This window comes from Pseudomonas sp. 9.2(2024) (assembly GCF_039695385.1).
GTDB lineage: Bacteria > Pseudomonadota > Gammaproteobacteria > Pseudomonadales > Pseudomonadaceae > Aquipseudomonas > Aquipseudomonas paraglycinae.
In genome coordinates, this window is record NZ_CP155585.1 from 4258824 (window position 1) to 4283706 (window position 24883).

The following is a 24883-nucleotide window of genomic DNA, read 5'->3' on the forward strand; positions in this document are numbered from 1 at the left end:
CTCGTCATTGAACGCCCTTCCCTGCACCACCCGGCCCCACCGAATGGCTGAAAAACTCCGCGATCACCAGGTGACCGTCACCTTCACCAGATCCGAATACCGGCTGACCCGTGGCACCTCCGCCATCCGCTCGATCCGCCCGTATAACGGCAAGTCCACCGTGCCGCTGTCCGGCACCCGGCCACTGACCGGCACATCCACCACCAGCGGCACCCGCCGCGCAGGGTCCTGATACAGGCGATAAGGAATCGGCTTGCTGCCGGCCTCTCCCGCCATATAACGCACCTCGCCAATGCCACCGTGCAGGCCGCCATCGACGCGCAACTGGTACGGGGTGTCCGGGTTGCATTCCAGGCGTGGCAGACGCGAATTGGTCAGCGCCGCACCGAGTGGCCCGTCCCGGTCGTCGAGCCGCGCCGTGGTGCCGAAATCGAGCACGCCCAGTTGCTCGATACCGGCCTCGCGTTGCTGGCCGATCAACTGGCAACCGCGCTGCACATCGACCCGCACCTCGACCTGAAGGTCGGCGGCGTGAACCGGTATCGCGAGTCCGCCCAGCAATGCCCAGACCATCCCTGCATTCACCGCCCGTTCCTTGATGGCGACAGCGTCTCTGTCGTTACAGTGTTTCAGGTTAGCAACGGACGCCGATTGCGCCAGTCGATTGGATCCAGTCAGCCGCCGGGATTTGTTTCGAAAGGTTGGCAACACGTCGATTTAAAGCGTTGAAAAATCCTGTACACGCCGCAGATTGCTCTGCGGAAAAACGATAAGGCGCAGTGGAAGCAAAACTACCCGTCTGGTTAAACTACCCCGCCGCGCTCGCGGGAGCCGGCCCGATGATGACGGAGTGATTGCTGTGCCCGCCCGACCGCCCGACCGTTCGCGTCTGACCCAGCGCTGGTCAGCCTTGCGCCATTTCTTCGGCAAACGCTCCGTTACAAACGCGGGCCAGTGCGCCGCCAGCGCGCAATCGGTGCGTGACTATTTCCGGCAAAAGGCCCATGGCCAGGGCTACACCCTCAGCCACAGTCAGCAGCGGGTCATCGACTGCATGGCCCATCAGGCCGGCCTGTTGTTTGGCACCCCTGCGAAAACCCCGCCCAGTCTGTATCTGCACGGAGCGGTCGGGCGCGGCAAGAGCTGGCTGCTGGATGGATTTTTCCAGGCGCTGCCGATCCAGCAAAAACGCCGCCTGCACTTCCACGGGTTCTTTGCCCAGTTGCATCAGGGCATGTTCGAGAACCGCGATTGCGATGACGCCCTCGCCGTCACCCTCGACGCGTTGCTGACGGACTGTAGGGTGCTGTGTTTCGATGAATTTCATGTACATGACATCGGCGATGCGATGCTCATCACCCGTCTGTTCAAGGCGCTGTTCAAGCGCGGAATCCTGTTGCTGGTGACCTCCAACTACCCGCCCGAAGGTTTGCTGCCCAACCCGCTGTACCACGCGCGGTTCAAACCGGTAATCGACCTGATCAATGCGCGCATGCAGGTCATGGAAGTCGGTAGCCCGCACGATTACCGCACCCAGGCGCGCCGGCATGCGCATCAAATGTTCACCCAGGGCCATTACGTCTGGCCGGCCACCCCGGCGCAGCGCCTCGCCTTGAACCTGCCGCCACTCGACGCCACGCCGTTGCCTCTGGCGGTCGGCAGCCGGCATTTGCAGGCGCGGCTGTGCGAAGACCGGCGCATCGGTTTCACCTTCAACGACCTCTGCGAACAGCCCACGGCGGTGATGGATTATCTGGAACTGTGTCGACGCTTCGACCACTGGATCATCGACGAACTGCCGGAGCTGGGCGAATGTTCGATCGCCGCCCAGCAGCGCTTTATCAACCTGATCGACGTGCTCTACGACCAGGACAAACACCTGACCCTGCTCGGCCAACTCCCCTTACACGAAAGCCTCGGCGGCCAGGCCATCGATCTGGCCCGCACCCGCAGCCGGCTCGGGCAATTGCGCGAAGTGCACGAACAGGGCTGATTTGCCGTTATCATGCGGCCCATTTCCGGCGCCCCGCGCCTTCTCGAAAGCGATCCTTTTCATGCACACCCTTGCACAACTGCGCGCTGGCGAGCTGTCGGGCATCACCCGGCTGGATCTGGCCGAAGGCCTGAGTGAATTTCCGCCGGAGATTTTCAACCTGGCTGACACGCTGGAAGTGCTCAATCTGAGCGGCAACGCCCTGAGCAGCCTGCCGGACGACTTGCATCGTCTGACGCGCCTGCGTGTGCTGTTCTGCTCCGACAATCAGTTCACCCAATTGCCGGCGTGCCTGGGTCAGTGCCAGGCGCTGACGATGATCGGGTTCAAGGCCAACCGCATCACTCAGATACCCGGCGCGGCGCTGCCGCCGCAGTTGCGCTGGCTGATCTTGACCGACAACGCCATCGAAACCCTGCCCACGGAACTGGGCGAGCGCCCGTTGCTGCAAAAACTCATGCTTGCCGGCAATCGCCTGCGCACCCTGCCGCCGTCACTGAGTCAGTGCCATCGGCTGGAGCTGATCCGCATCGCCGCCAATCAGTTGACCGAGTTGCCGCAATGGCTGTTGACCCTGCCGAGCCTGACCTGGCTGGCCTACGCCGGCAATCCGCTGGAAACCGAAGCCGATGCCGCCGCCCTCGACAAAGCGCCCCTGATCGACTGGTCGGCGCTGCAGCTGGAGCAACGGCTGGGCGAAGGCGCTTCCGGGGTCATTTACCGGGCGCAGTGGCTGCCCGCGAATCAGCCGGCCACGCCAGTGGCGGTCAAGTTGTACAAGGGCGAGATGACCAGCGACGGCTCGCCGCTGCATGAAATGAACGCGTGCATCACCGCCGGGCTGCACCCGAACCTGATCCGCGTCGAAGGCCGCATCGACCAGCATCCCGATGACCAGCAAGGCCTGGTGATGCAGTTGATCGATCCGAGTTACCGCAACCTCGCCGGGTTGCCGAGCCTGGCGTCCTGTTCACGGGATGTGTATGCCGAGGATTGCCGTTTCAGTGCCGATGTTGCCCTGCGCATCGCCCGGGGCATTGCGTCGGTCGCCGGGCATCTGCATCGTCACGGCATCACCCACGGTGATCTCTACGGACACAACATTCTGTTGAACGATCAGGGCGACTGTCTGCTGGGGGATTTTGGTGCGGCGTCGTTCCATGCCACGGCGGACACGCCTGAAACCCGTGCACTGCAACGCCTCGAAGTGCGGGCGTTCGGGATTCTGCTGGGGGAACTGCTGGCGCGCATCGACTCGGGGTTGAGCGATGAACAGCGACAGGTGCTGGAAGCCCTGGAACAGCGCTGCTGTCAGCCGCAAGTGCTGGCGCGGCCGGGGTTTGGCGAGATCGTTGAGGTGCTGCAACAGTAATGACCGCTGCGCGGTCAATCGCGAGCGGGCTCGCTCCCACGATCGACTTGTATCACCCCTGTAAAGGGGAACAACACTGATCAAGTGTGGGAGCGAGCCTGCTCGCGATTGCGGTGTTACTGACTCGAAAAATCAGCCGGCCAGACCGACGAACATGTCCTGCACGTCGTCATGGTTGTCCAGGCCTTCGAGGAACGCCTCGACTTCAGCCATCTGCTCGTCGCTCAGGCCGCTGACCGGGTTCTTCGGCTGGTAGCCCAGTTTGGCCGACAGCACGGTGAAGCCTTGTTCCGGCAGGGCTTTCTGCACCGAGTCCAGATCAGTCGGGTCGGTCAGGAACAGGGTCGCGCCCTCTTCGCCCGGCTCGAAATCCTGGGCGCCGGCTTCGATCGCGGCCATCTCAGGATCGGCGTCCGGGGTGTCCGGCGACGCTTCGATCATGCCGACATGGTTGAAGTCCCAGGCAACGGAACCGGAAGCACCCAGTTGGCCCTTGCGGAACGCCACGCGGATTTCCGCCACGGTGCGGTTGATGTTGTCGGTCACGCACTCGACGATCAGCGGCACCTGATGCGGTGCGAAACCTTCGTAGGTCACGCGATGGTATTGAACGGTTTCGCCCAGCAGGCCAGCACCCTTCTTGATGGCGCGGTCCAGGGTTTCCTTGGGCATCGAGGCTTTCTTGGCCTGTTCGACCACCAGACGCAGGTGTGCGTTGGTGGCGGTATCGGCACCGTTACGCGCAGCAATGGTGATTTCCTTCACCAGTTTGCCGAAGATCTTGCCCTTGGCGTTGGCTGCCGCTTCTTTGTGTTTAACCTTCCACTGTGCGCCCATTACTCACTCTCTTGATCTGTGGCGCCGAGACATCTATTGGCCGACGCATGGCGCCAAGTTTATACGGCCTAAAGTCGGCAATCGACCAAAAATTCCGATGCGCATCGACATCTTCTACGCGCCTTGTAGGGCGATTCTGAAAAACCGGTTTGCCACGTCCATTCAACGTCGTGTTTTCGTACCCTCTGTGGCCCGTATTGCCTGAACAGAGCCCGCCCGAATGCTCAATGACAAGGAAAGTCCGTTTTCGCTGACCCTGGCCGAAGGCGGGATAAGCCTGCCGGTCCTGCGCTTCAGCGGTCATGAAGCGCTGAATCAGCCCTTTCGGTTTGAAATCGAAGTCATGGGTTTGGCGCCCGCCTGGTCACCCGGCACGCTGCTGCATCAGGCGGCGTTTCTGCACCTGGATGACGACCACGGGATTCACGGCATCATCCAAAGTGCCAGTTGTGAACACCGCGCGACGCACCGGATCGCCTATCAACTGGTGCTGATGCCGCATCTGCAAGCGCTGGAGCAACATCCCGTACGCCGGGTCTTCACGCAACTGAACGTGCCGGCCATCCTTGAGCAACTGCTCAGCGAACATCACCTGCCTGCCCACAGCTACCGGATCGAGATGACCGTCGGCCACTACCCGCCGCGGCCGTTCTGCATTCAGTACGAGGAAACCGATCTGGCCTTTGTGCAACGGCTTTGTGAGGAGGAAGGCATCCACTATCACTTCGAACATCAGCCGGACGGCCATGTGGTGGTGTTCGCCGATGACAGTCTGAGCCTGCCGCAGCAACCGACGGCGATTGCTTTCAACACGCAGATCGATGCGCCGGCAACCGGCCTCAGCAGCCTGTTCCAGCGCCATGAGGCGGTGCTGCCTCAGATTCCTGCCGGCGTGCGTGAGCGAGGGCATTCGATTACGGGCCAGGAGGCCGCCAATCACACGCTGGGCAGTCCCGTCGCCCCACCGGGATTTCTGCCGACTGCACAACGTCACGCGGCCCAGCGCAGTCGTCGACTGCTGGAACGCCAACGCTGCCGGTCGCGCTCGATTCAGGGCCGCAGCGATTGTCCGCGACTGCTCAGCGGGCGTCTGTTGCAAGTCATGGAGCACCCGGTAAACGCGTTCAACGAGCAGTGGCTGATCACCGATTTGCGTCATCAGGGCCAGCAACCTTCGATTCTCGATCCCGTGCCGACGGTTCGTCGCTATCACAACGACTTCACCGCGCTGCCCTGGTCGACCCCGTTTCGCCCGCCGCCGAAACAACCGCGCCCGGGCATTCCGGGGTATCAGCCGGCGCAAGTGCTTGGCGCGCCGGGGCAACCGGCGCAGGTGGACGATCAGGGACGGATCGCCGTGCGGTTATGGCCTGACCAACCTGATGCCACCGCCAGCGAAGGACTGTGGTTGCCAGTGGTCATGCCCCACGTCGGCGGCGGCCTGCCTCGGGAAGATCTGCCCTGCGCCGGCAGCGAGGTCTGGGTGAGTTTTCTCGACAGCGATCCCGACCGGCCGATCCTCTGCCTCGACGTCCGCCGACCCCGACCGGCACAGCCGAAAGAAACCGAGCCCGACGACGACCTCTTGCTCGACTGGCTGCTCAACCGCTCCGCCCCGCCGCGCTGACGATCAACCTTTGTCGGCCTTGCCCGCCGCCGCCGCAAATTTCGCCAGACGCACATCGAGGTGCCGGGGCCGCCGACCGTGATCCTCGGCGCGCTCCTTGCGGCGAATGGCGTTGCGCACCATCAGCGAGCCGAGGTAGCGGATCGGTTCCGGCGGAAAATAGCCCAGCGGCCCATTGACCAGCGGCGAGCGCGTCCACGGGTTGTCGAGGCCCTGCACCAGCGAGGCGAGAATCTGCCCGCCCATGTGGCACGGCCCGACGCCACTGCCGGAATAGCCGAAACCATAGAACACGTTGCCGCTGGCACTCATCCGGCCGAAGAACGGCAGGCCGGTGACCGAGCGATCCGAAGGGCCGTTCCAGGTTGCGTCGACTTTCACATCGGCGAACGCCGGGAAGAAGTCATCAAGACTGCGCTTGAGCAATCCGGTATAGGGCGATGGCTGGTCGAACACCGGCAGCATCCGCCCGCCGTAAGCGAAGGTATTGCCACCCTTGCCGAGCATGATCCGGCCGTCCGGGGTGTTGTGGTAGTAATGCACGAAAATCCGCGAGTCGAGCACGGTGACACCGCTGGTCAAACCGATTTCCTGCAGCAGATCCGGACGCGGTTCGGTGATCAGCATGTCGCTGGAAACGATCGCCACGCTACGCTCGAACTGCGGAAAAGCACGGGCCATCCACGCGTTCATCGCCAGCACCACGCGGTCGGCGGTCACGCAGCCGTTCGCCGTGTGAATACGAGCCGGACGGCCCTCTTCCAGCCCGGTCATCGCCGTGCCTTCATGAATCCGCACGCCCAGTTGCAACGCCACCCGGCGCAAGCCGCGCACCAGTTTGCCCGGCTGCACACTGGCGGCGGCCGGCGAGAACCAGCCTTCCAGATGTTTTGCCGAACCGGCCATGCGCTGTACATCGGCGACCGGCCGTTGGGTAAACGAGTTGATGCCATTGCGCTCGAGCGCCGCAATCACCGCATCGGTCGAGCCGCATTGCGCGCGGTTGGTGGCGGTGTAAAGCGTGCCATCGAGTCGGTAATCGGCATCGACGCCGTACTGCTCGCAGAACTCGCCGATGGCGTGGATGCTGCGCTCCGACTCCTTGACCAGCCGCACCGCCTCTTCGACGCCGAACAGCCGCTCGAGGGTGAAATACTTCGCCGACCACGACAACGCACAACCGCCGTTACGCCCACTGGCGCCGGCGCCGCAGATGTCGGCTTCGATCAGCACCACATCGAGTTCGGGGTTCTGCTGCTTGAGCATGATCGCCGTCCACAACCCGGTGTAACCGCCGCCGACGATGCACACGTCGGTGCGCACGTCGCCTTGCAACGGCGGGCAAGGTTCGGAGGTGTCGAGCTGCAAAGCCTGCTCCAGCCAAAACGGTCTCATGAAAGTTCTCCAGTCAGTCGGCCACGGCACAGCCTGCCGCGAGTGCCGCAGCAGGCCGCGAGGCAGGGTTTATTCAGTTACGCAGGGGTTTGATGGTCAGGGCACGATTGGGCACGTAGGCACGTGGCTCCATGACGCCGACCGGGCGGCTGTTCCAGTGTGGAATCAGCACCAGCGCCGAGAACAGCGCACAACCGGCGAACACGATGAACACCGTCACCGAGTCGAAGTAGCCCGGCAGCAAACCTCCGAGCACCGCACCGACCGAGCCACAGCCGTTGACGAATCCCGCCGCCGTGGCGCCAGCCTTGGCCTTGCCGAAATCGATCGCAGCCGCGCCGCTGATCATCGAGTCCGGGCCGTACAGGGTCAGGCCCATGACGAACAACAGTGCGACCACCAGCATCACGCTGCCGGTGTGCAAGGCGCCCATGAACAGCGCAAGGGTCACGGTCAGCGCCAGCAGACTCAACACGCAGGCCGGCATGCGTCGGGCACCGAACAGTTTGTCCGAGGCCAGGCCAATCATGATCGGACCCAGCAGACCGGCCAGTTCAAACGCCGTGGGGATGATCGCCGCGCCGACCTTGCCGACCGAGGGCATCTGTTCGAACACGATCACCGGGCCCCACAGCAGAATCGCGTAACGCGCCGGTTTCAGCAGGAAATACGCCAGCCCGAGTACCAGCACCGTACGGTTGCGCAGGATTTCCTTGAGCGGTTCCCACACGCTGAGTTTGCTGTTGGCTTCGGCTTCCTCGGCGCTGATGACCGGCTCTGGCTCTACGGCGGGCAGGCCGACGTCTTCCGGTTTGTCGCGCTGGAAGATGAAGAACAACACCGCCACCACCGCGACCACTGCGGCGCTGGAAATGAACGCCGCGTGCCACGAACCAATCAGCGTGTAGGCCCACCAACCGGCGAACGGCGAGGCCACCAGACCGCCGAATGCATAACAGGAACTCCACAACCCGAGCACTCGCCCGCGTTGTTCGGAAGGAAAGAAACTGCCGAGGTTCTTGCACAGCCCCGACCAGCCGGTGGACTGTGCCAGCCCCTGAATCAGCATGCAGGTAGCGAAGATCGGCAAGGTGGCGAAGCTGCCCATCACCAGCGCTGCCGCAGCGGAAATCAGCAAACCGCCAAGCACCACGACCCGTGGGCCGAAGCGGTCGGCGAGCATGCCCCAGGTGAACTGGCCGATGGCGTAGGCCGCCAGGTAAATCGCGTCGAGGTTGGCCATGGCCATTTTGTCGAGGGTGAAGCTGGGGTCTTCGGCGATGCCCAGTTTGGCCACCGAAAAGGCTTTGCGGGTGAAATAGAACGCGGCGTAAGCGAGCCAGGTGACAGCGAAGATCTGCATGCGCCAACGCGCAATGGTGCCGATGTGCTTGTTCATTGTGGTTCTGACCTCAGGGTGTGAGTGTGCCGGCAGAATCGATGAGTAAACGCCTGTGTTTTTTATTGTTGAGCACTGCGATATCACCCCGTCCCTTCGGCGATACCGGTCAGATGAGTCCTGGTGTTGCACGCACAGGCTCATGGCCAGCGTCGCTGCCCGACCGGGCAGTCAGCGTTGGCGTGAGCCGATCAAAGCAATTACTGTTTAATAAATAAAATCGATTTATCGTATTTCACACATAAGCTCAGCTTGTTACTGAACATCGCCTGTAAACGAGGAATCAGCCATGTCGGTTTCGCACGCGCAGCTCAAAGCCTTTCACGCCGTGGCCGTGCACGGAAGCTTCACCAAGGCCGCCGAGCGGCTTTATCTGACGCAACCGGCGATTTCCGACCAGGTGCGCAAGCTGGAAGAACGCTTCGGTGTGTTGCTGTTCCATCGCAACAAGCGCTCGGTGCGCCTGACGGATCTGGGCGAACGCTTGCTGGCGATCACCCAGCGCTTGTTCGTGGTCGAGGCCGAAGCCCAAGAGTTGCTGCAGGAATCTCAGGCCTTGCAGACCGGCAGCCTGATTCTGGCGGTGGATGCACCGGTGCATGTGCTGCCGCAGATTGCCCGGTTTTGTGAGCGCTATCCGGGGATCAGCGTGAAGATCGAGACCGGTAACACCGATGAATCGCTGTTTCGACTGTTCAACTATCAGGCTGATCTGGCGTTGCTCGGGCGCGATGTCAGCGATGAACGCCTGCTGTGCGTGCCGCTGCGCAACGATCCGATGGTGGCGTTCGTCTCGCGCCATCATCCATGGGCCGAGCGTGAATCGATCTGCCTGGAGGATCTGGACGACACGCCGCTGGTGCTGCGCGAACACGGCTCGGTCACCCGCCAGACCCTGGAAGAAGAAATGGCCCGCGCCGGTTTCCGCATCCGCCCGGCGATTCAGGTCGAAGGCCGGGAAGCGGCGCGGGAGGCAGTGGTGGTGGGGATTGGCGTGGGTGTGGTGTCGGCGGCGGAGTTTGGTGCGGACTCACGGGTTTGCGCGCTGCCGATCACCGATTGCACCCGCCGATTGACGGAGACACTGGTGTGCCTGCGCGAGCAGAGTTCGCGGCGGGTAGTGGCGACATTTCTCGAGATGGTTCGCGAAAGTCTTGTTCAGACCGGCGCCAACCCGAAAAACGCCTGAATCAACCGCAACTCTCGCCGCCGCTCCACGCAGCCAATCATGTGCCGGTTCACCAGCCCTTCTCCCGCGATGGGAATTGCGACGACACGGGGGTCATGACTGACCTCCACCGATGACACCACCCCAACCCCCAACTCAGCCGCCACCGCTTCCGTCACCGCCTCGCGACTGTCCAGTTCCAGCAACACCCGTGGGTTGACCGACGCCTGCGCACAGGCCTGATCAAACGTGCGCCGGGTAATCGAACTCGGCTCGCGCAACACCATGATCACCTGATCCAGCTCCTTGAGCCTGACCTCGCCGGAACGCGTCGCCCACGGATGCGCGGCCGGCACCAGCGCGCAAATCCGCGATTCACTCAGCGCTTGCAGATGCAGGCCCTTGCGTGGCTCGACCTCGGTCAGCACCGCCACATCGGCATGCTCGGACAACAACGCCGCCAACGTTTCCTGAGCATTGCCCAACCGCAGATTCACCGTAATCCCCGGATAACACGCCCGCAGGCTGGCAAGCATCGGCATGACCATGTGCGGACCGTCCGCCGCCACCTCAAGGCGTCCGGTCAGCAATTGCCGATTAGCCTCAAGCAGCGCCTGCGCCTCTTCGGCCATACCGAACATCGCCCGGGTGATCGCCGCCAGTTTGATGCCCTCTTCTGTCAGCTCGACCCGGCGCGCCGTCCGTCGCAACAGCGTGATCTGGTAATGCTCCTCCAGCGCCTTGATGTGCCCGGTGACCGCCGGCTGGCTGATGAACAAGCGTGCGGCGGCACGGGTGAAGCTGCCTTCCCGGGCCACGGCGTCGAAGGCGCGGAGCTGGAACAGGTTCATGAATAACCCTCACTGATGGCTGGCATAACAACAAACAATTTGATTGATGATCCGCCGAATTGCAACGTAGGCCCCGTAGCTTCATCCCACAGCGCTATCGCGAGGACACACGAATGAGTACTGCCGCACCCATCCTGCTCACTCCCGGCCCGTTGACCACCTCGGCCCGCACCCGCCAGGCGATGATGGTCGACTGGGGTTCATGGGATGACCGCTTCAACCAACTGACCGCCAGCCTGTGCGAACAACTGCTGGCGATCCTCAACGGCGCCGACAGCCATCACTGCGTACCTTTGCAGGGCAGCGGCACCTTCGCTGTCGAAGCCGCGATCGGCACCCTCGTCCCCCGCGACGGCAAGGTGCTGGTGCTGATCAACGGCGCCTATGGCAAGCGTCTGGCGAAAATCTGCGAAGTGCTTGGCCGCTCGTTCAGCACCTTTGAAACCGCTGAAGACGAACCGACCACTGCCGCTGACGTCGACCGCCTGCTGCGCGCCGACAGCGACATTACCCACGTCGCGCTGATCCATTGCGAAACCAGCACCGGCATTCTTAATCCGCTGCCGGAGATCGCCCAGGTTGTCGAGCAACACGGCAAACACCTGATCATCGATGCCATGAGTTCCTTTGGCGCCTTGCCGGTGGATGCGCAGAAAGTCCCGTTCGATGCGCTGATCGCCGCGTCCGGCAAATGCCTGGAAGGCGTGCCGGGCATGGGCTTCGTGTTTGCCCGCAAGGAATCTCTGGCCGCAGCCGCCGGCAATTCGCATTCGCTGGCGATGGACCTGTTCGACCAGCACAGCTACATGAAAAAGACCGGCCAATGGCGCTTCACCCCGCCGACCCACGTGGTCGCCGCGTTGCATGAAGCCCTGCTGCAATACAACGAAGAAGGCGGCCTGCCGGCGCGGCATGCGCGTTACGCCGCCAACTGCCAGGCACTGATGGAAGAGATGGGCAAACTCGGCTTGCGCAGCTTCCTGCCTGCTGCGATTCAGGCGCCGATCATCGCGACCTTCCACGCACCGAAAGATCCGCGCTACCAGTTCAAGGACTTCTACGAACGGGTCAAGGCCAAGGGTTACATCCTCTACCCCGGCAAGCTGACCCAGGTCGAAACCTTCCGCGTCGGCTGCATCGGCCACGTCACCCCGGCGCAGATGCGCGAAGCCGTCGCGGCGGTGGGTGAAGTGCTGCGCGAGATGGAAGTATTAGAGATTTAAACCACACCTCAAAGCCCGCTCCCACAGGGACAGCGAACTCCGAATTGCGTGTTATCACAGGAATTTTTGCCATGAACTACAACAACCCAACCCAGCTGCAAGCCGCCATCCTCGACTGGGCCGGCACCGTGGTCGACTTCGGTTCTTTCGCACCGACCCAGATCTTCGTCGAAGCCTTCGCCGAGTTCGACGTCCAGGTTTCCATCGAAGAGGCCCGTGGCCCGATGGGCATGGGCAAGTGGGATCACATCCGCACCCTGTGCGATCAGCCGCAGGTTGCCGAGCGCTATCGCAAGGCGTTCGGCCGCACCCCGACCGACGATGACGTCACCGCGATCTACAACCGTTTCATGCCGCTGCAGATCGAGAAAATCGCCGAGCATTCGGCGCTGATCCCCGGCGCGCTGGAGACCATCGCCAACCTGCGTCAGCAAGGGATCAAGATCGGTTCCTGCTCGGGTTATCCGAAGCAGGTGATGGACAAGGTTGTGGCACTCGCCGCCACCAACGGCTACGTCGCCGACCACGTCGTCGCCACCGACGAAGTGCCGAACGGCCGCCCATGGCCAGCCCAGGCGCTGGCCAACGTGATTGCGCTGGGCATCGACGATGTCGCCGCCTGCGTGAAGATCGACGACACCGTGCCGGGCATTCTCGAAGGCCGTCGCGCCGGCATGTGGACCGTGGCGCTGATCTGCTCCGGCAACGCGCTGGGCCTGGATTACGAAGGCTATCGCGCACTGGGCAGCGACGCCTTGGCCAGTGAGCGCAAGCGCATTCACGCGCTGTTCGAAGGTTCGCGCCCGCACTACATGATCGACACCATCACCGATCTGCCGGAAGTGATTGCCGACATCAACAAGCGCCTGGCCAACGGCGAGATGCCGCAAAGCAGCTGATAGCGCCGTCTGCCGCAAACAAAAACGCCAGTGTCTGCCCGACACTGGCGTTTTTTCATGGGCGTTTTCAGTCAAATCGCTGACTCAGCTCAGTGAAAGCTTTTTTAGCCTCGGGCAAACGCGCCAAAGGGGGTTACAGTTAAGGCATGCCGTCGCAGAACGGCACGCTTGAGCCCTGAACCGTGAGGAACGCCGTATGCCGTGGACAAATTCCGAATCCCGTTACAGCACCGTGTCGATCCTGTTGCACTGGCTGATGCTGGTGCTGTTGGTGCTGGTGTACGCCAGCATGGAATTGCGCGGGCTGTTTCCCAAGGGCAGTGGCGGTCGCACGCTGATCCGCGAAGTGCATTACATGCTCGGGCTGACCGTGTTCGTGCTGGTCTGGTTTCGCCTGTTTGCCCGCAGCCTGGGCCCGGCACCGAAAATCTTCCCGGCCTCGCCACAGTGGCAAACCACCCTCGCACGCTTGATGCATTGGGCCTTGTACCTGTTCATGATCAGCATGCCGATTCTCGGCTGGCTGATCACCAGCGCCGAAGGTCATCAGGTGATGTTCTACGGTTTCGACCTGCCGTTGCTGGTGAATGAAGACAAGGTGTTCGCCAAAGACGTCGAGCACTGGCATGTGCTGATCAGCACCATCGGCTACTGGCTGATCGGCCTGCATGCGCTGGCGGGGATCTATCACCATTACGTGGTGCGTGATAACACGTTGCTGCGGATGATGCCCAAGCGCAGCCAGGGTTAACCGTCGAATCCGCGCCGGCCCTGCAAGCCGCCGGTGTGGACGAAGATCAAGCGTGAACCCCGGGCAAAGCGGCCCGTCTCGATCTGTTGTTTGAGCGCCAGCAAGGCCTTGCCGGTGTACAGCGGTTCGAGGGGAATGCCGCTGGCCTGTTCGGTTTGCGCGATGAATTCAAGCAACGCCGGATTGACCTTGGCGAAACCGCCACGACTGGCGTCGATCAGCTCGTAGTGCCCGGCCTCACCGACAATCGCCTCGACATTCGCCGCGACGCCGTGATCGTCGGGCACGGCCATTGCGCCGTACACCGCATGTTGTCCGGCCTCGGCCAACACCAATCCCGCGAGCGTGGTGCCCGTGCCGCAGGCCAGCCACCAACCGTGGTAGTCGTCCCAGCCGAGCTTGCCGAGTTGTTGACTGACCTGATCCTTCAGTGCCGCGCAGCCCTGCGCGCCCGGCAACCCGCCGCCCCCTTCAGGCACCGGATGCAGCGTCGGATACTGCGCAAGCCACGGCTGCCAGAACCCCGGCTCGTGCCGCGCCCTATAGCCGCCGTAACCGAGCCAGTGCAGCTGCATGCCGAAATCCTGCAGATCCCTGACCGTCGGCGTGTCCTGCGGATGCCCGCGCAACAGCCCGACCGTTGCGAATCCCAGACGCTTGCCCGCAGCCGCCAGTGCATGCAGATGATTGGAGTGCGCACCGCCCAGGCTGATGATGCCTTCGGCGCCCGCGCGGTCGGCGGCTTTGAGATGTTCGACGAGTTTGAACCACTTGTTGCCGCTGATCAGCGGATCGATCCGGTCGAGACGCAGGATCGCGACTTCAATGCCGGCGGCGGTGAGCCAGTCCAGATGAAGCGCTTCGAGGGGGGCTTGAGGTAGCCAGTCGGTGGGAGGCAGAAACATAAAGGCCGGCTCTGTGCAAAGAGCCGGCATTCTAGGGTGGATCAGAGCTCGGCGGCCAGACGCGAACCCTGATTGATCGCACGTTTGGCATCCAGTTCGGCCGCCACATCGGCGCCGCCGATCAGGTGCACGTTCTGCCCGGCTTCGACCAGACCGTCGTGCAGCTCGCGCAGCGGATCCTGGCCGGCGCAGATGACGATGTTGTCCACCGGCAGCACTTGCGGCTCGCCGGTTTCGCCGATGCGGATGTGCAGGCCTTCGTCGTCGATCTTCAGGTATTCGACGCTGTTGAGCATCTGCACCTGCTTGTTCTTGAGACCGGTGCGGTGAATCCAGCCGGTGGTCTTGCCCAGACCGTCGCCGACCTTGGATTTCTTGCGTTGCAGCAGGAACACGTCGCGCGCCGGTGCGTGCGGTGCAGCCTTGATCCCGGCCACGCCACCACGGGCTTCCAGATTCGTGTCGATGCCCCACTCTTTCCAGAACGCGGCGCGATCCTGACTGGTGGCCACGCCTTCATGGACGAGGAATTCCGAGACGTCAAAACCGATACCGCCGGCACCGATCACCGCCACACGCTTGCCGACCGGTTTGCGCTCAAGCAACACATCCAGGTAGCTCAGCACCTTGGCGTTCTCGACACCCGGAATCGCCGGCAGACGCGGCGCAATGCCGGTCGCCAGGATGACTTCGTCGTAACCGCCCTCGACCAGTTTCGCCACGTCGACGCGGGTGTTCAGGCACACCTCGACGTTGGTGGTCTGCAGTTTGCGTTTGAAGTAGCGCAGGGTTTCGTAGAACTCTTCCTTGCCCGGCACACGTTTCGCGACGTTGAACTGGCCACCGATTTCGCTGGCCGAATCAAACAAGGTCACCTGATGCCCGCGCTCGGCGGCCACGGTGGCAGCGGACAGACCGGCAGGACCGGCACCGACCACGGCGATCTTCTTGATCTGCTTGACCGGCAGGTAGTTGAGTTCGGTCTCGTGGCAGGCACGCGGGTTGACCAGGCAACTGGTGAGCTTGCCGCCGAAGGTGTGATCGAGGCAGGCCTGGTTGCAACCAATGCAGGTGTTAATTTCGTCGGCGCGGCCTTCAGCTGCCTTGTTGACGAAGTCCGGATCGGCGAGGAACGGCCGCGCCATCGAGACCATGTCGGCATCGCCTTCGGCGAGGATCTGCTCGGCGACTTCCGGGGTGTTGATACGGTTGGTGGTGATCAGCGGAATACTCACCGAGCCACGCAGCTTGGCGGTGACCTTGCTGAACGCCGCACGCGGCACTTTGGTGGCGATGGTCGGGATCCGCGCTTCGTGCCAGCCGATACCGGTGTTGATGAGGGTCGCGCCGGCCTGCTCGATGGCTTTGGCCAGGGTGACGATTTCTTCCCAGGTGCTGCCGCCTTCCACCAGATCGAGCATCGACAGACGGAAGATGATGATGAAGTTCGGGCCGACCGCTTCACGTACGCGGCGTACGATTTCCACCGGCAGGCGCATGCGGTTTTCGTAGCTGCCGCCCCAACGGTCGGTGCGGTGGTTGGTGTGGGCGGCGAGGAACTGGTTAATGAAATAACCTTCCGAGCCCATGATTTCCACGCCGTCGTACTCGGCGGTCTGGGCCAGTACCGAGCAGGTGACGAAATCGCTGATCTGCTTCTCGATGCCTTCCTCGTCCAGCTCTTTGGGCTTGAACGGGTTGATCGGCGCCTGGATGGCGCTCGGCGCGACCTGTTTCGGGCTGTAGGCATAACGGCCGGCGTGGAGGATCTGCATGCAGATCTTGCCGCCCGCATCATGCACAGCGCGAGTGACTATGCGGTGCTTGAGCGCTTCTTCCTCGGTGGTCAGCTTGGCTGCGCCGGAGTACACACCGCCCTCGTCGTTCGGGCCGATACCGCCGGTGACCATCAGGCCGACACCGCCACGGGCACGCTCGGCAAAATACGCCGCCATGCGTTCGAAACCACCCGGCTTCTCTTCAAGGCCGGTGTGCATCGAGCCCATCAGGGTGCGGTTGCGCAGCGTGGTGAATCCCAGGTCCAGCGGGGCCAACAGGTGCGGGTATTGAGTGGCGGTCATCGTTAACTCCACAGCAGCGATCACGGAAAATGCGGGAGCTCTGCGTCCCCCGTCAGTCATGCTCGACAGATTAGGAGTCGCATCGCTGTCACTCAATGACCGAAACTGACAAGTTATTGATCCAAATGCGCAGCGCCCCTTGGCAAGCCGGGGCTGGCGCCCTACCCTGTCCGCACACCCTGTACCCGGTTGTTGTTGGATTTCATGCGCAAACTTCTGTACCTGACTTTTTCCATGGCGCTCATCGCCGCGCTCACCTTCTACGCCATGTGGGCGGCTGACCGCCCGGCCGGTCATTACCTGTCGGACCTGCGGATCAAACTGGCGGTCGATCAGGGCACGCCCGCCGATCGCGGCAACCTGCTGGGCATCCAGCCCGAGCTGTTCCCCACCGACTACCAAAGCCCCGAACGCCTGCACCGCAAGCTCGCCGCCTATTTGCAGCAGGCGCAGGATCAGGGGCTGTTGAATGATAAAACCGTGGTCATCCTGCCCGAGCATGTCGGCACCTGGCTGATGATCAGCGGCGAGAAAGACGAGCTGTACCAGGCCGCCACCCTCGCCGAAGCGATGAACTGGCTGGCCGCGAGCAATCCGGTGCAATTTGCTCGCGCCTGGCTCGCCGCCAAGGGCAGCAGCCGTCTGGATGACGCGCACCTGCGGATGAAATCCCGGGACATGGCCAAGAACTATCAGGCGCTGTTCGGTGGCCTGGCCAAGGAATTCCACATCACCCTGGTGGCCGGCTCGATCGTATTGCCTGAACCGAACATCATCGATGGCCGGCTCAAGACCGGCAGTGGTGAGCTGTACAACAGCACCGTAGTGTTTGGCCGCGACGGTGCCCCGCTCGGCCAGCCACAACGGCAGATGCGCCCGATCTTCGATCAGGACGACAGCTCCGGCGAGGCTTCCCGGATCAATGTGGTCGATACCCCGGCCGGGCGCCTCGGCGTGCTCATCGGCAGAGACAGCTGGTATCCGGACAACTACCGCAAACTGGATGAGCAAGGCGCGCAACTGATTGCGGTCCCGGCGCTGATCACAGGTCATGGCGTGTGGGATCAACCGTGGAAGGGTTACAAAGGCTTGAGCGTGCCGGACTCGGTCAGCCTGAAACCGGGAGCCGTCAGCGAGGGCCAGGCCTGGCACCAATTGACCCTGACCGCGCAACCGTCGGCCAGCAAGGCGCTGGCCGGCATGAGTGTGTTTCTGCGCGGGCAGTTCTGGGACAAACCGAGTTCCGGGCAAAGTTTCCTCAGCAGCAACGGCCAGCAATTCGCTGACAGCGAAGCCCGTGGCGCGCGCCTGCTGAACCTCTGGTTGTAACCCATGAAACCGCAGCCCATGCGTCTCGGGGATCTGTCGGTGGGCTTCGTCCACAGCCTGGCCGATGCCGTGCGCAGCCATGACGTCGATCCGCTGCCATTGCTCGAGCAGTACGGCCTGGATGCCGCACGACTGGCCGAAGCCGGGGCGCGCCTGTCGATCCCGCGCTACATGCGCCTGGGGCATGGCGCGATTCAGCTTACCGGCGATCCGGCACTGGGTTTGCGCATGGGCCGGCTCAGTCGCCTGAGTCAGGCCGGGCTGGCCGGTGTGACCGCCGCGCAGGCGCCAACCGTGCGCGAAGCCGCTCGCTGCCTGACTCGCTTCGAACCCTTGTACGGCTCCAACTATCGCGGCCAGTCGAGTTTCCACGAAGACGCCAGCGGTGCGTGGCTGCGCTTCTACTCGATCAGCCCGTACAACGCCTACAACCGCTTTGTGGTGGATTCGATCATCGCCGGCTGGCTGCAGCAGTTGTCCAGCGTCAGCCCCGAGCCCTTGCGCACCGAGCGGATCGAGATCGAATTCGATAGCCCGGATTATCGCGACGCTTATGCGGTGCTGGGCGATTGCCCGATACAGTTCGGCGCCGAACACAATCAATTGCGTCTGAGCCTCACCAGCCTGGCCCAACGCAACCCGGAGCATTGCCCCAGCACCTGGAAACATTTGCTCGGTCTGTGCGAACGGGAACTGGAGCAATTGACCCGCACCCGCAGCCTGCGTGAACGCATCACGCAATTGCTCGGGCCATTGCTCAATGGCGGCCGGGAACCGGACCTGGAAGAAGTGGCGGCACGCCTGAAGCTGCCGACCTGGACGTTACGGCGAAAGCTGGCCGAGGAAGGCACGCAGTTTCGCGCGATCCTCAATGACACCCGCCGTGATCTGGCGATGACCTACATCCGCGACACCGAACTGGCATTCGGTGAAATTGCCTACCTGCTGGGCTTTGCCTCGGCCGAAGCTTTCCAGCGCGCCTTCAAGCGCTGGAACGGCCAGACACCGGGCGAATTTCGCCGCAGTCACCGCAAGACAGGCTGACGCCTCACAGCTCGGTGGCGTCTTCCGCAGGCTCTGGTGAATCCAGCTCAAAGGCCTGGAATTCGAGCAGTTCTTCTTGATAGTCATCCATTGCGTAATCCCCCTACTGCTTGCTTGAAATGGCCTGGAACAAATGACCAGTGCCTCGAGCATAAAGTGCCCGTGTGAAGGAAAAATGAAACGCGTCCTTCATGAAATAAACGTAGCAGGCGGTCAGGAATTTATCGCGGGAAATTTTTCGACAGGGCTGGCAGGAAGAAGCTCAAGGGAGATAACAAAACGCCACGCGTCCGACAGAGGTCGGAGGCGTGGCGTAAAGCTTACTGACCGGAGGCAGGCATGGCCGGAATCGGCTCGGAGGGCGGCGGCATGTCCGTCGGGTTGGCCGGCGGCGTGATGGTTTCCGTCGCAGGCGCAGGCTCGGCAACTGGCGCCGGGGTGATCGGTGCAGCTTCGGCCGGCGGTGCTACAGGTTCGGAGCTGGCAGGGGCCGCTTCTGCAGGCGCTGGTGCCGCAGCGGGCTCAGCGGCCGGCGCTGGGGCCGGGGTCGGTTCAGCCGCAGGGGCTGGAGCCAGCGGAGCCGGCGTCGCCTTGGCTTCCGGCACACCCAGGTCGGTCTTCGGTTTCTCGGTGATGTGCGCGGTTTTCTTCGCATCGGCCGGCAGGAACAGCTCGACCAGCGTGAAGAAACGCTCGTAGAACTTCTGCGACGACACGGTTTCGCTGGCGACCTTGACCATCGAATCGTCAGACGAGCCGATCGGCATCGACACCGAACCCAACACTCCGACACCGAGGCTGGCCGAGTTGTTGGTCTTCTTCAGTGCGTAGCGGTCCTGCAGGGCGTTGGCGAACACGGTGGCGTGATGGCCGGCGCTGCCATCATCGGCGCACACCACGTTGAAGCTGATCTCCAGGTGGGTTTCGCCGGTCTGCTGGAAGCTCTTGTGCCCGCTGACCAGTTTCGGGTCATTGCTGGTAATGATGTAGCCCTGGCTGAGCAACGCTCGGCGGGCCGCTTCGCAACTGGCGGTGTCGGTCACCGGGTAATTGCGCGAAAAGGTGCCGGAGTCGTCGAAATTCTCATGCTCGTAGATGGGCTTGTCCTTGGAGCAGCCGGCAGCGGCGGTCAGCAACAACGCCAACCCGATGAAACGCACGGGAATAGAATTCAACATTAAACATCCTGAGGGAAAACGGTCCGGGGCGTATTGTGCAACAGATCGCTGCCCCGCGGCGTATGGATTAGTGTCTTAAAACAGTTACAACTCTACCGGTCATGAGCGACAGGAAAAAGTCGCGCCGATAAATGATCGATGAACACCCGCAATTTGGCAGTTGCGTGCCGGCTCGACGGCCACAAAACCCAGAACTGCCCGACGTGCTGCAGATGCTCCTCCAGTACGCGCTGCAGGCGACCCTGTTGCTGAGATTCATGGATCATGAAGTCCGGCAGACAGGCGATGCCCATGCCCGCCAGCGCCGCATGCCGCACGGCTTCGATCGAGGTACTGACCAGACGTGTCGGCAGGGTCGGCTCGGGCGCGCCCTCCTCGCGTTTGAGCGGCCAGGACTCCAGTTTGCCCGTGGCGTGAAACGTATGGCGCAGGCAGGCGTGCTGCGTCAGTTCGGCCGGGGTCTGAGGTTCGCCGCACTCGCGCAGATACGCGGGACTGGCCACCAACACCATATGAAACTCGCCCAACGGTCGTGCCATCAGTCGCGAGTCTCGCGGTTTACCCGTTCGGATCACCGCATCGAAACCTTCGTCCACCACATCCACCATGCGATCGGTCAGGTCCAGATCCAGCTCGATCTGCGGATACAGCGCCATGAACTCGTTCATGACCGGCATCACCAGGTCATGCACCTGCGGCAGGCTGACCCGCAACTTGCCGTGAGGCGCCGCTGCGGCATCGCACATTTCAAATTCAGCCGCTTCGACCTCCGCGAGGATCTTGCGGCAACGTTCAAGAAACAGCGCGCCTTCGCTGGTCAGCGTGATGCTGCGAGTGGTGCGGTGAAACAACCGCACATTGAGCCGTGCCTCCAGGCGGGCGATGCTTTTGCCGACCGCCGACGAAGACACGCCCTGCAAGCGACCGGCCTCGGTAAAACTGCGGGTTTCCGCCACCTGCACGAACACCGAAATACTGCCCAGGCTGTCCATTTATCCCTCCCTGATTCACGACATTCTTGTCCGAGATGTTCGGAACCCTAACCTGTTTTTCCCGAATGTGCAGCGCCCTACCCTATGGCCTTCGTCTCCTTTGGCAAAATGGAAACCCGCCCATGAACGATGCGCCACTCACTTCCCCCACGCTCGCCGGCACCGTCGAGCCCGCAGAACGATTACCGCTGGGTGCATTGCTCGCACTGGCCACCGCCGGATTTATCACCGTGCTGACCGAGGCGATGCCCGCCGGCCTGTTGCCACAGATGAGCGCGGGGCTTGATGTCTCTCAGGCCCTGATCGGGCAACTGGTCACGCTGTACGCCATTGGTTCGATGCTGGCGGCCATTCCACTCACCATTGCCACCCGGGGTTGGCGTCGACGCCCGCTGCTGCTGTCGGCCATTGGTGGGTTCGCCATTGCCAACAGCATCACTGCGCTGTCGGAGCTGTACTGGCTGACCCTGATTGCACGCTTGATCGCGGGCGTATTCGCGGGGCTGCTGTGGGCGTTGCTGGCCGGCTACGCAAGCCGGATGGTCGCACCCCACTTGCAAGGCCGGGCCATTACGGTGGCCATGCTCGGGGCACCCCTTGCGCTGTCGCTGGGCATTCCGGCCGGGACGCTGCTGGGCACGGCGGTCGGCTGGCGCCTGAGCTTCGCGATCATGACCGGGCTGACCGTGCTGCTGGTGATCTGGGTGCGTTGGCAAGTACCGGACTTCGCCGGTGAACGCGCCGGCAAACGCCTGCCACTGCGCCAGGTGTTTACCCTGCCGGGCGTGCGATCCGTGTTGTTTGTAACCTTGTCCTACGTCGTCGCGCACAACCTGCTGTACACCTACATCGCGCCATTTCTGGAGCCATCGGGACTTGGCGGAGAAATCGACCGAGTGTTGCTGGTATTCGGCCTGGCGTCAGTACTGAGCCTGTGGATCGTCGGCAGTCTGATTGATCGCTGGCTGCGTCAGTTGGCGCTGGTCAGTGCAATGCTGTTCCTGCTGTCAGCGATCGCACTGGGCCTGTGGCGCGAATCGCCGGGCGTGGTCTACACCGCCACCGCCGTCTGGGGTCTGGCGTTCGGCGCGATGCCCTCGCTGTTGCAGACAGCCCTGGCGAAAACTGCCAAGGAGGCTGCCGATACCGCGCAATCGATGCTGGTGACTCTATGGAATGTCGGCATTGCCGGCGGCGGGCTTGCGGGCGGTCTGCTGCTGAACAACCTGGGCGTCGGGAGTTACCCGTGGATTGTCGCGGGTCTGTTGCTGCTGACTCTGTATGCGACCACCAATGCCCGGAGCCATGATTTCCCGAACGCCGGATAGCGTGCATAAAAAAGCCCCGGATTTGCATCCGGGGCTCGGGTCTTGCGGCTCAGCCAGGCATCAGAAACGCTTGATGTCGGCTTCGGCTTCCAGCTGTTTGCGGTACGCCGCGAAGTCTTGCTGGCCCACGCGCGATGCGAGGAAGCGACGGTATTGCGCTTTCTCTTCATCGGTCGGAGCCGCCGCTTCGTTCACACCGTTCAGGCGCACGATGGTCAGGCTGCCGTCCGCCAGCGTAACGCTGGTGAAGGTCGGCTTGTCCTTCGCGGCCGGTTTCGGCATGCGGAACAACGCTTGCAGCACCGCCGGATCAACGCCTTCCTGAGCGCGGTTTGCTGCTTCGGTAACTTTCCAGCTCTGACCGTCCACCGCCTTGTCCAGCGGGTTCTTGCCATCACGCAGACTGGCGATCAGTTGCTCCGCCTTGGTCTTGGCAGCCGCGCTGGCGTGCTCTTTGGTCAACTGGGCGCGAATGGCGGTGGCCACGCTTTCCAGCGGCAATTGAGCAGGCTTCAGGTGCTCCTTGGCGCGCAGCACGATCACGGTTTCCGGATCCAGCTCGATGGCGGTGCTGTTGGCACCCTCTTCCAGCACTTCGGTGCTGAACGCAGCAGTCACAACGGCACGGTTGGCTGCAACGCCTTCGCCACCTTCACGGCCAAACGGCTTGGAGGTGTGCACGGTCAGTTTCAGGTCCTGCGCTGGCTGGGCCAGGTCGGATGCTTCGAACGAAGAGTCTTCCAGTTGCTTGGTCGCCTCGACGAAACGCTGCTCGACTTGCTGGGTTTTCAGCTCGCGGGTCAGCTTGTCTTTCAGGCTGGCCAGCGTCGGCACTTCAGGCGCCTCGACACCCAGCAGCTTGATCAGGTGGAAACCGAAGTCGGTGCGAACCGGCTCGGACACCTGATCCTTGTTCAGCGAGTACAGGGCTTTCTCGAAGGCCGGATCGTAAACGCCAGGACCGGCATAACCCAGGTCACCGCCGTTGTTGGCCGAACCCGGATCCTGCGAGAACTCCTTGGCCAGCGCTTCGAATTTCTCGCCCTTGGCCAGACGCGCCTGGACTTCTTCGATCTTCGCCTTGGCCTGAGCTTCGGTGGTCTTGTCGTTGACTTCGATCAGAATGTGCGCAGCACGACGCTGTTCCGACAGGTTGGCGATCTCTTTCTGATACGCCGCCTGCAGGTCTTCGTCCTTGACGGCGACCTGATCGAAGAACGAAGCCTTCTTCAGCTCCAGGTAATCGATGACCACTTGATCCGGGGTCATGAATTCCTTGGCGTGCTCGTCGTAGTAAGCCTTGACCTCGTCATCGGTCAGCTTCACGGCCGAAGGGTCAGCCTTGATGTTCAGCGTGGCGAAATCGCGGGTCTGTTTTTCCAGACGGGCGAAGGCCAGCACCTGAGCATCGGTCACGAAACCGCTGCCTGCCACACCGGCGCGCAGTTGGCCGATCAGCATTTCCTGAGCCAGCATCTGGCGGAACTGCATGCGGCTGTAGCCCAGTTGACGGATCACCTGATCGAAACGGTCGGAGCTGAACTTGCCGTCGACCTGAAATTCAGGCGTCTGCAGGATCACTTGATCCAGGGCCGCTTCGGAGAAAGCGAATTTCGATTGTTCTGCGCCTTGCAGCAGCAGCTTGCGATCGATCAGACCCTTGAGGGCCGATTCGCGCAGCATTTTTTCGTCCAGCAAGGAAGCGTCGAAGTCCTTGCCCAGTTGTTGCATCAGCTGACGGCGTTGCATATCCACCGCCTGGCTCAGCTCGTTCTGGCTGATTTCTTCACCGTTGACCTTGGCCGCCTCATTCTTGTGAGTCGTGGCCTGGAAAATGGCGTCGAAACCGGTCAGAGCCATCAGTGCAACGATGACTCCGATAATGGTCTTGGCAATCCAGCCTTGTGAATTGTCCCTGATATTCTGCAGCATGCGTCCCCCAGAAACGGTTGAACTTCAAAATTAGGCAACCGTGGAGCGTGGGTAGAATCCGGATAGAAGAAAGGCGCATCCGAGGATGCGCCTTCTCGTAACTGGCGGAGCGGACAGGGCTCGAACCCTCGATCCCGGTGTGACAGGCAGCTATTCCAACCGCCTGCTCTACCGCTCCGCTGCCAAGTCAGGCATGACCCCGACCCGGATGGGTAAAAACCTGAATCAAACTTAGTTGACGGCTTCTTTCAGGGCTTTACCGGCTTTGAAACCTGGCTTTTTGGCTGCCGCGATTTCCAGAGTCTTGCCGGTCTGTGGGTTACGACCAATGCGAGCTGGACGATCAGTCACGGAGAAAGTACCGAAACCAACCAGAACAACGGAGTCGCCAGCCTTGAGAGCGCCAGTGACGGATTCGATTACAGCGTCCAGCGCACGGCCAGCAGCAGCTTTCGGGATATCAGCGGATGCAGCGATAGCATCAATCAGTTCCGACTTGTTCACTCTAAGTCCCCTTATATCTATTTGAGTATGATTCTAAGTTTTTTGGTGAAAGCAAAAACGAGTGCTGAATGGCCT

General features: G+C 62.1%; 21 protein-coding genes. 10 read left to right on the forward strand and 11 right to left on the reverse strand.

Annotation, left to right across the window (positions count from 1 at the left end):
- Positions 1 to 63: 63 nt before the first annotated feature.
- A complete protein-coding gene (locus ABFB52_RS19090) occupies positions 64 to 573 on the reverse strand; it encodes a spore coat U domain-containing protein (protein ID WP_129972731.1) in 510 nt (169 codons plus the stop codon).
- A gap of 286 nt (positions 574 to 859) precedes the next feature.
- Between ABFB52_RS19090 and zapE the strand changes: the two genes are divergently transcribed.
- Positions 860 to 1993, forward strand: coding sequence for a cell division protein ZapE (gene zapE, locus ABFB52_RS19095; RefSeq protein ID WP_129972678.1), 1134 nt, complete (start codon positions 860 to 862; stop codon positions 1991 to 1993).
- A gap of 61 nt (positions 1994 to 2054) precedes the next feature.
- Positions 2055 to 3365, forward strand: a complete 1311-nt coding sequence (locus ABFB52_RS19100) for a leucine-rich repeat-containing protein kinase family protein (RefSeq protein WP_085745928.1) — start codon at positions 2055 to 2057, stop codon at positions 3363 to 3365.
- A gap of 132 nt (positions 3366 to 3497) precedes the next feature.
- On the opposite strand, the gene ABFB52_RS19105 is transcribed toward ABFB52_RS19100, so the two are convergent.
- A complete protein-coding gene (locus tag ABFB52_RS19105) occupies positions 3498 to 4202 on the reverse strand; it encodes a YebC/PmpR family DNA-binding transcriptional regulator (protein ID WP_007951538.1) in 705 nt (234 codons plus the stop codon).
- Between the two features lie 220 nt (positions 4203 to 4422).
- Here ABFB52_RS19105 and tssI point away from each other — a divergent pair, with 220 nt between their 5' ends.
- Positions 4423 to 5829, forward strand: coding sequence for a type VI secretion system tip protein TssI/VgrG (gene tssI, locus ABFB52_RS19110; protein ID WP_129972677.1), 1407 nt, complete (start codon positions 4423 to 4425; stop codon positions 5827 to 5829).
- A gap of 3 nt (positions 5830 to 5832) precedes the next feature.
- On the opposite strand, the gene ABFB52_RS19115 is transcribed toward tssI, so the two are convergent.
- Positions 5833 to 7224, reverse strand: a complete 1392-nt coding sequence (locus ABFB52_RS19115) for an FAD-dependent oxidoreductase (RefSeq protein ID WP_129972676.1) — start codon at positions 7222 to 7224, stop codon at positions 5833 to 5835.
- Between the two features lie 73 nt (positions 7225 to 7297).
- On the reverse strand, positions 7298 to 8623 hold the full coding sequence (locus ABFB52_RS19120) for an MFS transporter (protein ID WP_007951542.1): 1326 nt from the start codon (positions 8621 to 8623) through the stop codon (positions 7298 to 7300).
- Between the two features lie 289 nt (positions 8624 to 8912).
- Here ABFB52_RS19120 and ABFB52_RS19125 point away from each other — a divergent pair, with 289 nt between their 5' ends.
- The gene (locus ABFB52_RS19125) at positions 8913 to 9812 is read left to right on the forward strand and encodes a LysR family transcriptional regulator (protein ID WP_007951543.1); all 900 of its coding nucleotides are present in this window, start codon (positions 8913 to 8915) and stop codon (positions 9810 to 9812) included.
- On the opposite strand, the gene ABFB52_RS19130 is transcribed toward ABFB52_RS19125, so the two are convergent.
- The gene (locus ABFB52_RS19130; RefSeq protein WP_102717039.1) at positions 9782 to 10642 is read right to left on the reverse strand and encodes a LysR substrate-binding domain-containing protein; all 861 of its coding nucleotides are present in this window, start codon (positions 10640 to 10642) and stop codon (positions 9782 to 9784) included. The genes ABFB52_RS19125 and ABFB52_RS19130 overlap by 31 nt on opposite strands.
- Before the next feature lie 113 nt (positions 10643 to 10755).
- On the opposite strand from ABFB52_RS19130, the gene ABFB52_RS19135 reads away from it, so the two are divergent.
- The 3 genes from ABFB52_RS19135 (at position 10756) to ABFB52_RS19145 (ending at position 13515) form a co-directional block, all read left to right on the forward strand.
- Positions 10756 to 11865 carry a 2-aminoethylphosphonate--pyruvate transaminase gene (locus tag ABFB52_RS19135; protein ID WP_129973755.1) on the forward strand — a complete coding sequence of 370 codons (1110 nt, stop codon included), beginning with the start codon at positions 10756 to 10758 and terminating at the stop codon, positions 11863 to 11865.
- Positions 11866 to 11936: 71 nt separating this feature from the next.
- Positions 11937 to 12764, forward strand: coding sequence for a phosphonoacetaldehyde hydrolase (gene phnX / locus ABFB52_RS19140; protein WP_085745923.1), 828 nt, complete (start codon positions 11937 to 11939; stop codon positions 12762 to 12764).
- A gap of 196 nt (positions 12765 to 12960) precedes the next feature.
- Entirely contained in the window at positions 12961 to 13515 is a 555-nt protein-coding gene (locus tag ABFB52_RS19145) for a cytochrome b (RefSeq protein ID WP_102687142.1), read from the forward strand.
- Here the strand turns inward: ABFB52_RS19145 and ABFB52_RS19150 are convergent.
- Together ABFB52_RS19150 and ABFB52_RS19155 are read right to left on the reverse strand one after the other, a co-directional pair.
- Positions 13512 to 14420 (reverse strand): 1-aminocyclopropane-1-carboxylate deaminase, encoded by a 909-nt coding sequence (locus ABFB52_RS19150; protein ID WP_129973754.1) that lies wholly within the window; start codon positions 14418 to 14420, stop codon positions 13512 to 13514. The genes ABFB52_RS19145 and ABFB52_RS19150 overlap by 4 nt on opposite strands.
- Positions 14421 to 14461: 41 nt before the next feature.
- A complete protein-coding gene (locus ABFB52_RS19155) occupies positions 14462 to 16501 on the reverse strand; it encodes an NADPH-dependent 2,4-dienoyl-CoA reductase (protein ID WP_085745920.1) in 2040 nt (679 codons plus the stop codon).
- A 204-nt stretch (positions 16502 to 16705) separates the two neighbouring features.
- Here ABFB52_RS19155 and ABFB52_RS19160 point away from each other — a divergent pair, with 204 nt between their 5' ends.
- Positions 16706 to 17830, forward strand: coding sequence for a nitrilase-related carbon-nitrogen hydrolase (locus ABFB52_RS19160; protein ID WP_102687140.1), 1125 nt, complete (start codon positions 16706 to 16708; stop codon positions 17828 to 17830).
- A gap of 3 nt (positions 17831 to 17833) precedes the next feature.
- Complete coding sequence (locus ABFB52_RS19165; protein ID WP_102687139.1) at positions 17834 to 18874, forward strand: AraC family transcriptional regulator; 1041 nt, start codon at positions 17834 to 17836, stop codon at positions 18872 to 18874.
- A gap of 320 nt (positions 18875 to 19194) precedes the next feature.
- On the opposite strand, the gene ABFB52_RS19170 is transcribed toward ABFB52_RS19165, so the two are convergent.
- Positions 19195 to 20052, reverse strand: a complete 858-nt coding sequence (locus ABFB52_RS19170; protein WP_129973753.1) for a DUF2242 domain-containing protein — start codon at positions 20050 to 20052, stop codon at positions 19195 to 19197.
- 92 nt (positions 20053 to 20144) lie between these two features.
- The gene (locus ABFB52_RS19175) at positions 20145 to 21044 is read right to left on the reverse strand and encodes a LysR family transcriptional regulator (protein WP_085745917.1); all 900 of its coding nucleotides are present in this window, start codon (positions 21042 to 21044) and stop codon (positions 20145 to 20147) included.
- Between the two features lie 122 nt (positions 21045 to 21166).
- Here ABFB52_RS19175 and ABFB52_RS19180 point away from each other — a divergent pair, with 122 nt between their 5' ends.
- The gene (locus ABFB52_RS19180; RefSeq protein WP_129973752.1) at positions 21167 to 22372 is read left to right on the forward strand and encodes an MFS transporter; all 1206 of its coding nucleotides are present in this window, start codon (positions 21167 to 21169) and stop codon (positions 22370 to 22372) included.
- Positions 22373 to 22432: 60 nt separating this feature from the next.
- Here the strand turns inward: ABFB52_RS19180 and ABFB52_RS19185 are convergent, their stop codons facing one another.
- Together ABFB52_RS19185 and ABFB52_RS19190 are read right to left on the reverse strand one after the other, a co-directional pair.
- On the reverse strand, positions 22433 to 24304 hold the full coding sequence (locus ABFB52_RS19185; RefSeq protein ID WP_129973751.1) for a SurA N-terminal domain-containing protein: 1872 nt from the start codon (positions 24302 to 24304) through the stop codon (positions 22433 to 22435).
- A gap of 231 nt (positions 24305 to 24535) precedes the next feature.
- On the reverse strand, positions 24536 to 24808 hold the full coding sequence (locus tag ABFB52_RS19190) for an HU family DNA-binding protein (protein ID WP_002552737.1): 273 nt from the start codon (positions 24806 to 24808) through the stop codon (positions 24536 to 24538).
- Positions 24809 to 24883 lie beyond the last annotated feature (75 nt).

Bases quoted from the DNA above. Each gene is read 5' to 3' on its own strand.
- ABFB52_RS19090 (WP_129972731.1), bottom strand. From the start codon at position 573: ATGGTCTGGGCATTGCTGGGCGGACTCGCGATACCGGTTCACGCCGCC.
- ABFB52_RS19100 (WP_085745928.1), top strand. From the start codon at position 2,055: ATGCACACCCTTGCACAACTGCGCGCTGGCGAGCTGTCGGGCATCACC.
- ABFB52_RS19105 (WP_007951538.1), bottom strand. From the start codon at position 4,202: ATGGGCGCACAGTGGAAGGTTAAACACAAAGAAGCGGCAGCCAACGCC.
- tssI (WP_129972677.1), top strand. From the start codon at position 4,423: ATGCTCAATGACAAGGAAAGTCCGTTTTCGCTGACCCTGGCCGAAGGC.
- ABFB52_RS19115 (WP_129972676.1), bottom strand. From the start codon at position 7,224: ATGAGACCGTTTTGGCTGGAGCAGGCTTTGCAGCTCGACACCTCCGAA.
- ABFB52_RS19120 (WP_007951542.1), bottom strand. From the start codon at position 8,623: ATGAACAAGCACATCGGCACCATTGCGCGTTGGCGCATGCAGATCTTC.
- ABFB52_RS19125 (WP_007951543.1), top strand. From the start codon at position 8,913: ATGTCGGTTTCGCACGCGCAGCTCAAAGCCTTTCACGCCGTGGCCGTG.
- ABFB52_RS19130 (WP_102717039.1), bottom strand. From the start codon at position 10,642: ATGAACCTGTTCCAGCTCCGCGCCTTCGACGCCGTGGCCCGGGAAGGC.
- ABFB52_RS19135 (WP_129973755.1), top strand. From the start codon at position 10,756: ATGAGTACTGCCGCACCCATCCTGCTCACTCCCGGCCCGTTGACCACC.
- phnX (WP_085745923.1), top strand. From the start codon at position 11,937: ATGAACTACAACAACCCAACCCAGCTGCAAGCCGCCATCCTCGACTGG.
- ABFB52_RS19145 (WP_102687142.1), top strand. From the start codon at position 12,961: ATGCCGTGGACAAATTCCGAATCCCGTTACAGCACCGTGTCGATCCTG.
- ABFB52_RS19150 (WP_129973754.1), bottom strand. From the start codon at position 14,420: ATGTTTCTGCCTCCCACCGACTGGCTACCTCAAGCCCCCCTCGAAGCG.
- ABFB52_RS19155 (WP_085745920.1), bottom strand. From the start codon at position 16,501: ATGACCGCCACTCAATACCCGCACCTGTTGGCCCCGCTGGACCTGGGA.
- ABFB52_RS19160 (WP_102687140.1), top strand. From the start codon at position 16,706: ATGCGCAAACTTCTGTACCTGACTTTTTCCATGGCGCTCATCGCCGCG.
- ABFB52_RS19165 (WP_102687139.1), top strand. From the start codon at position 17,834: ATGAAACCGCAGCCCATGCGTCTCGGGGATCTGTCGGTGGGCTTCGTC.
- ABFB52_RS19170 (WP_129973753.1), bottom strand. From the start codon at position 20,052: ATGTTGAATTCTATTCCCGTGCGTTTCATCGGGTTGGCGTTGTTGCTG.
- ABFB52_RS19175 (WP_085745917.1), bottom strand. From the start codon at position 21,044: ATGGACAGCCTGGGCAGTATTTCGGTGTTCGTGCAGGTGGCGGAAACC.
- ABFB52_RS19180 (WP_129973752.1), top strand. From the start codon at position 21,167: ATGAACGATGCGCCACTCACTTCCCCCACGCTCGCCGGCACCGTCGAG.
- ABFB52_RS19185 (WP_129973751.1), bottom strand. From the start codon at position 24,304: ATGCTGCAGAATATCAGGGACAATTCACAAGGCTGGATTGCCAAGACC.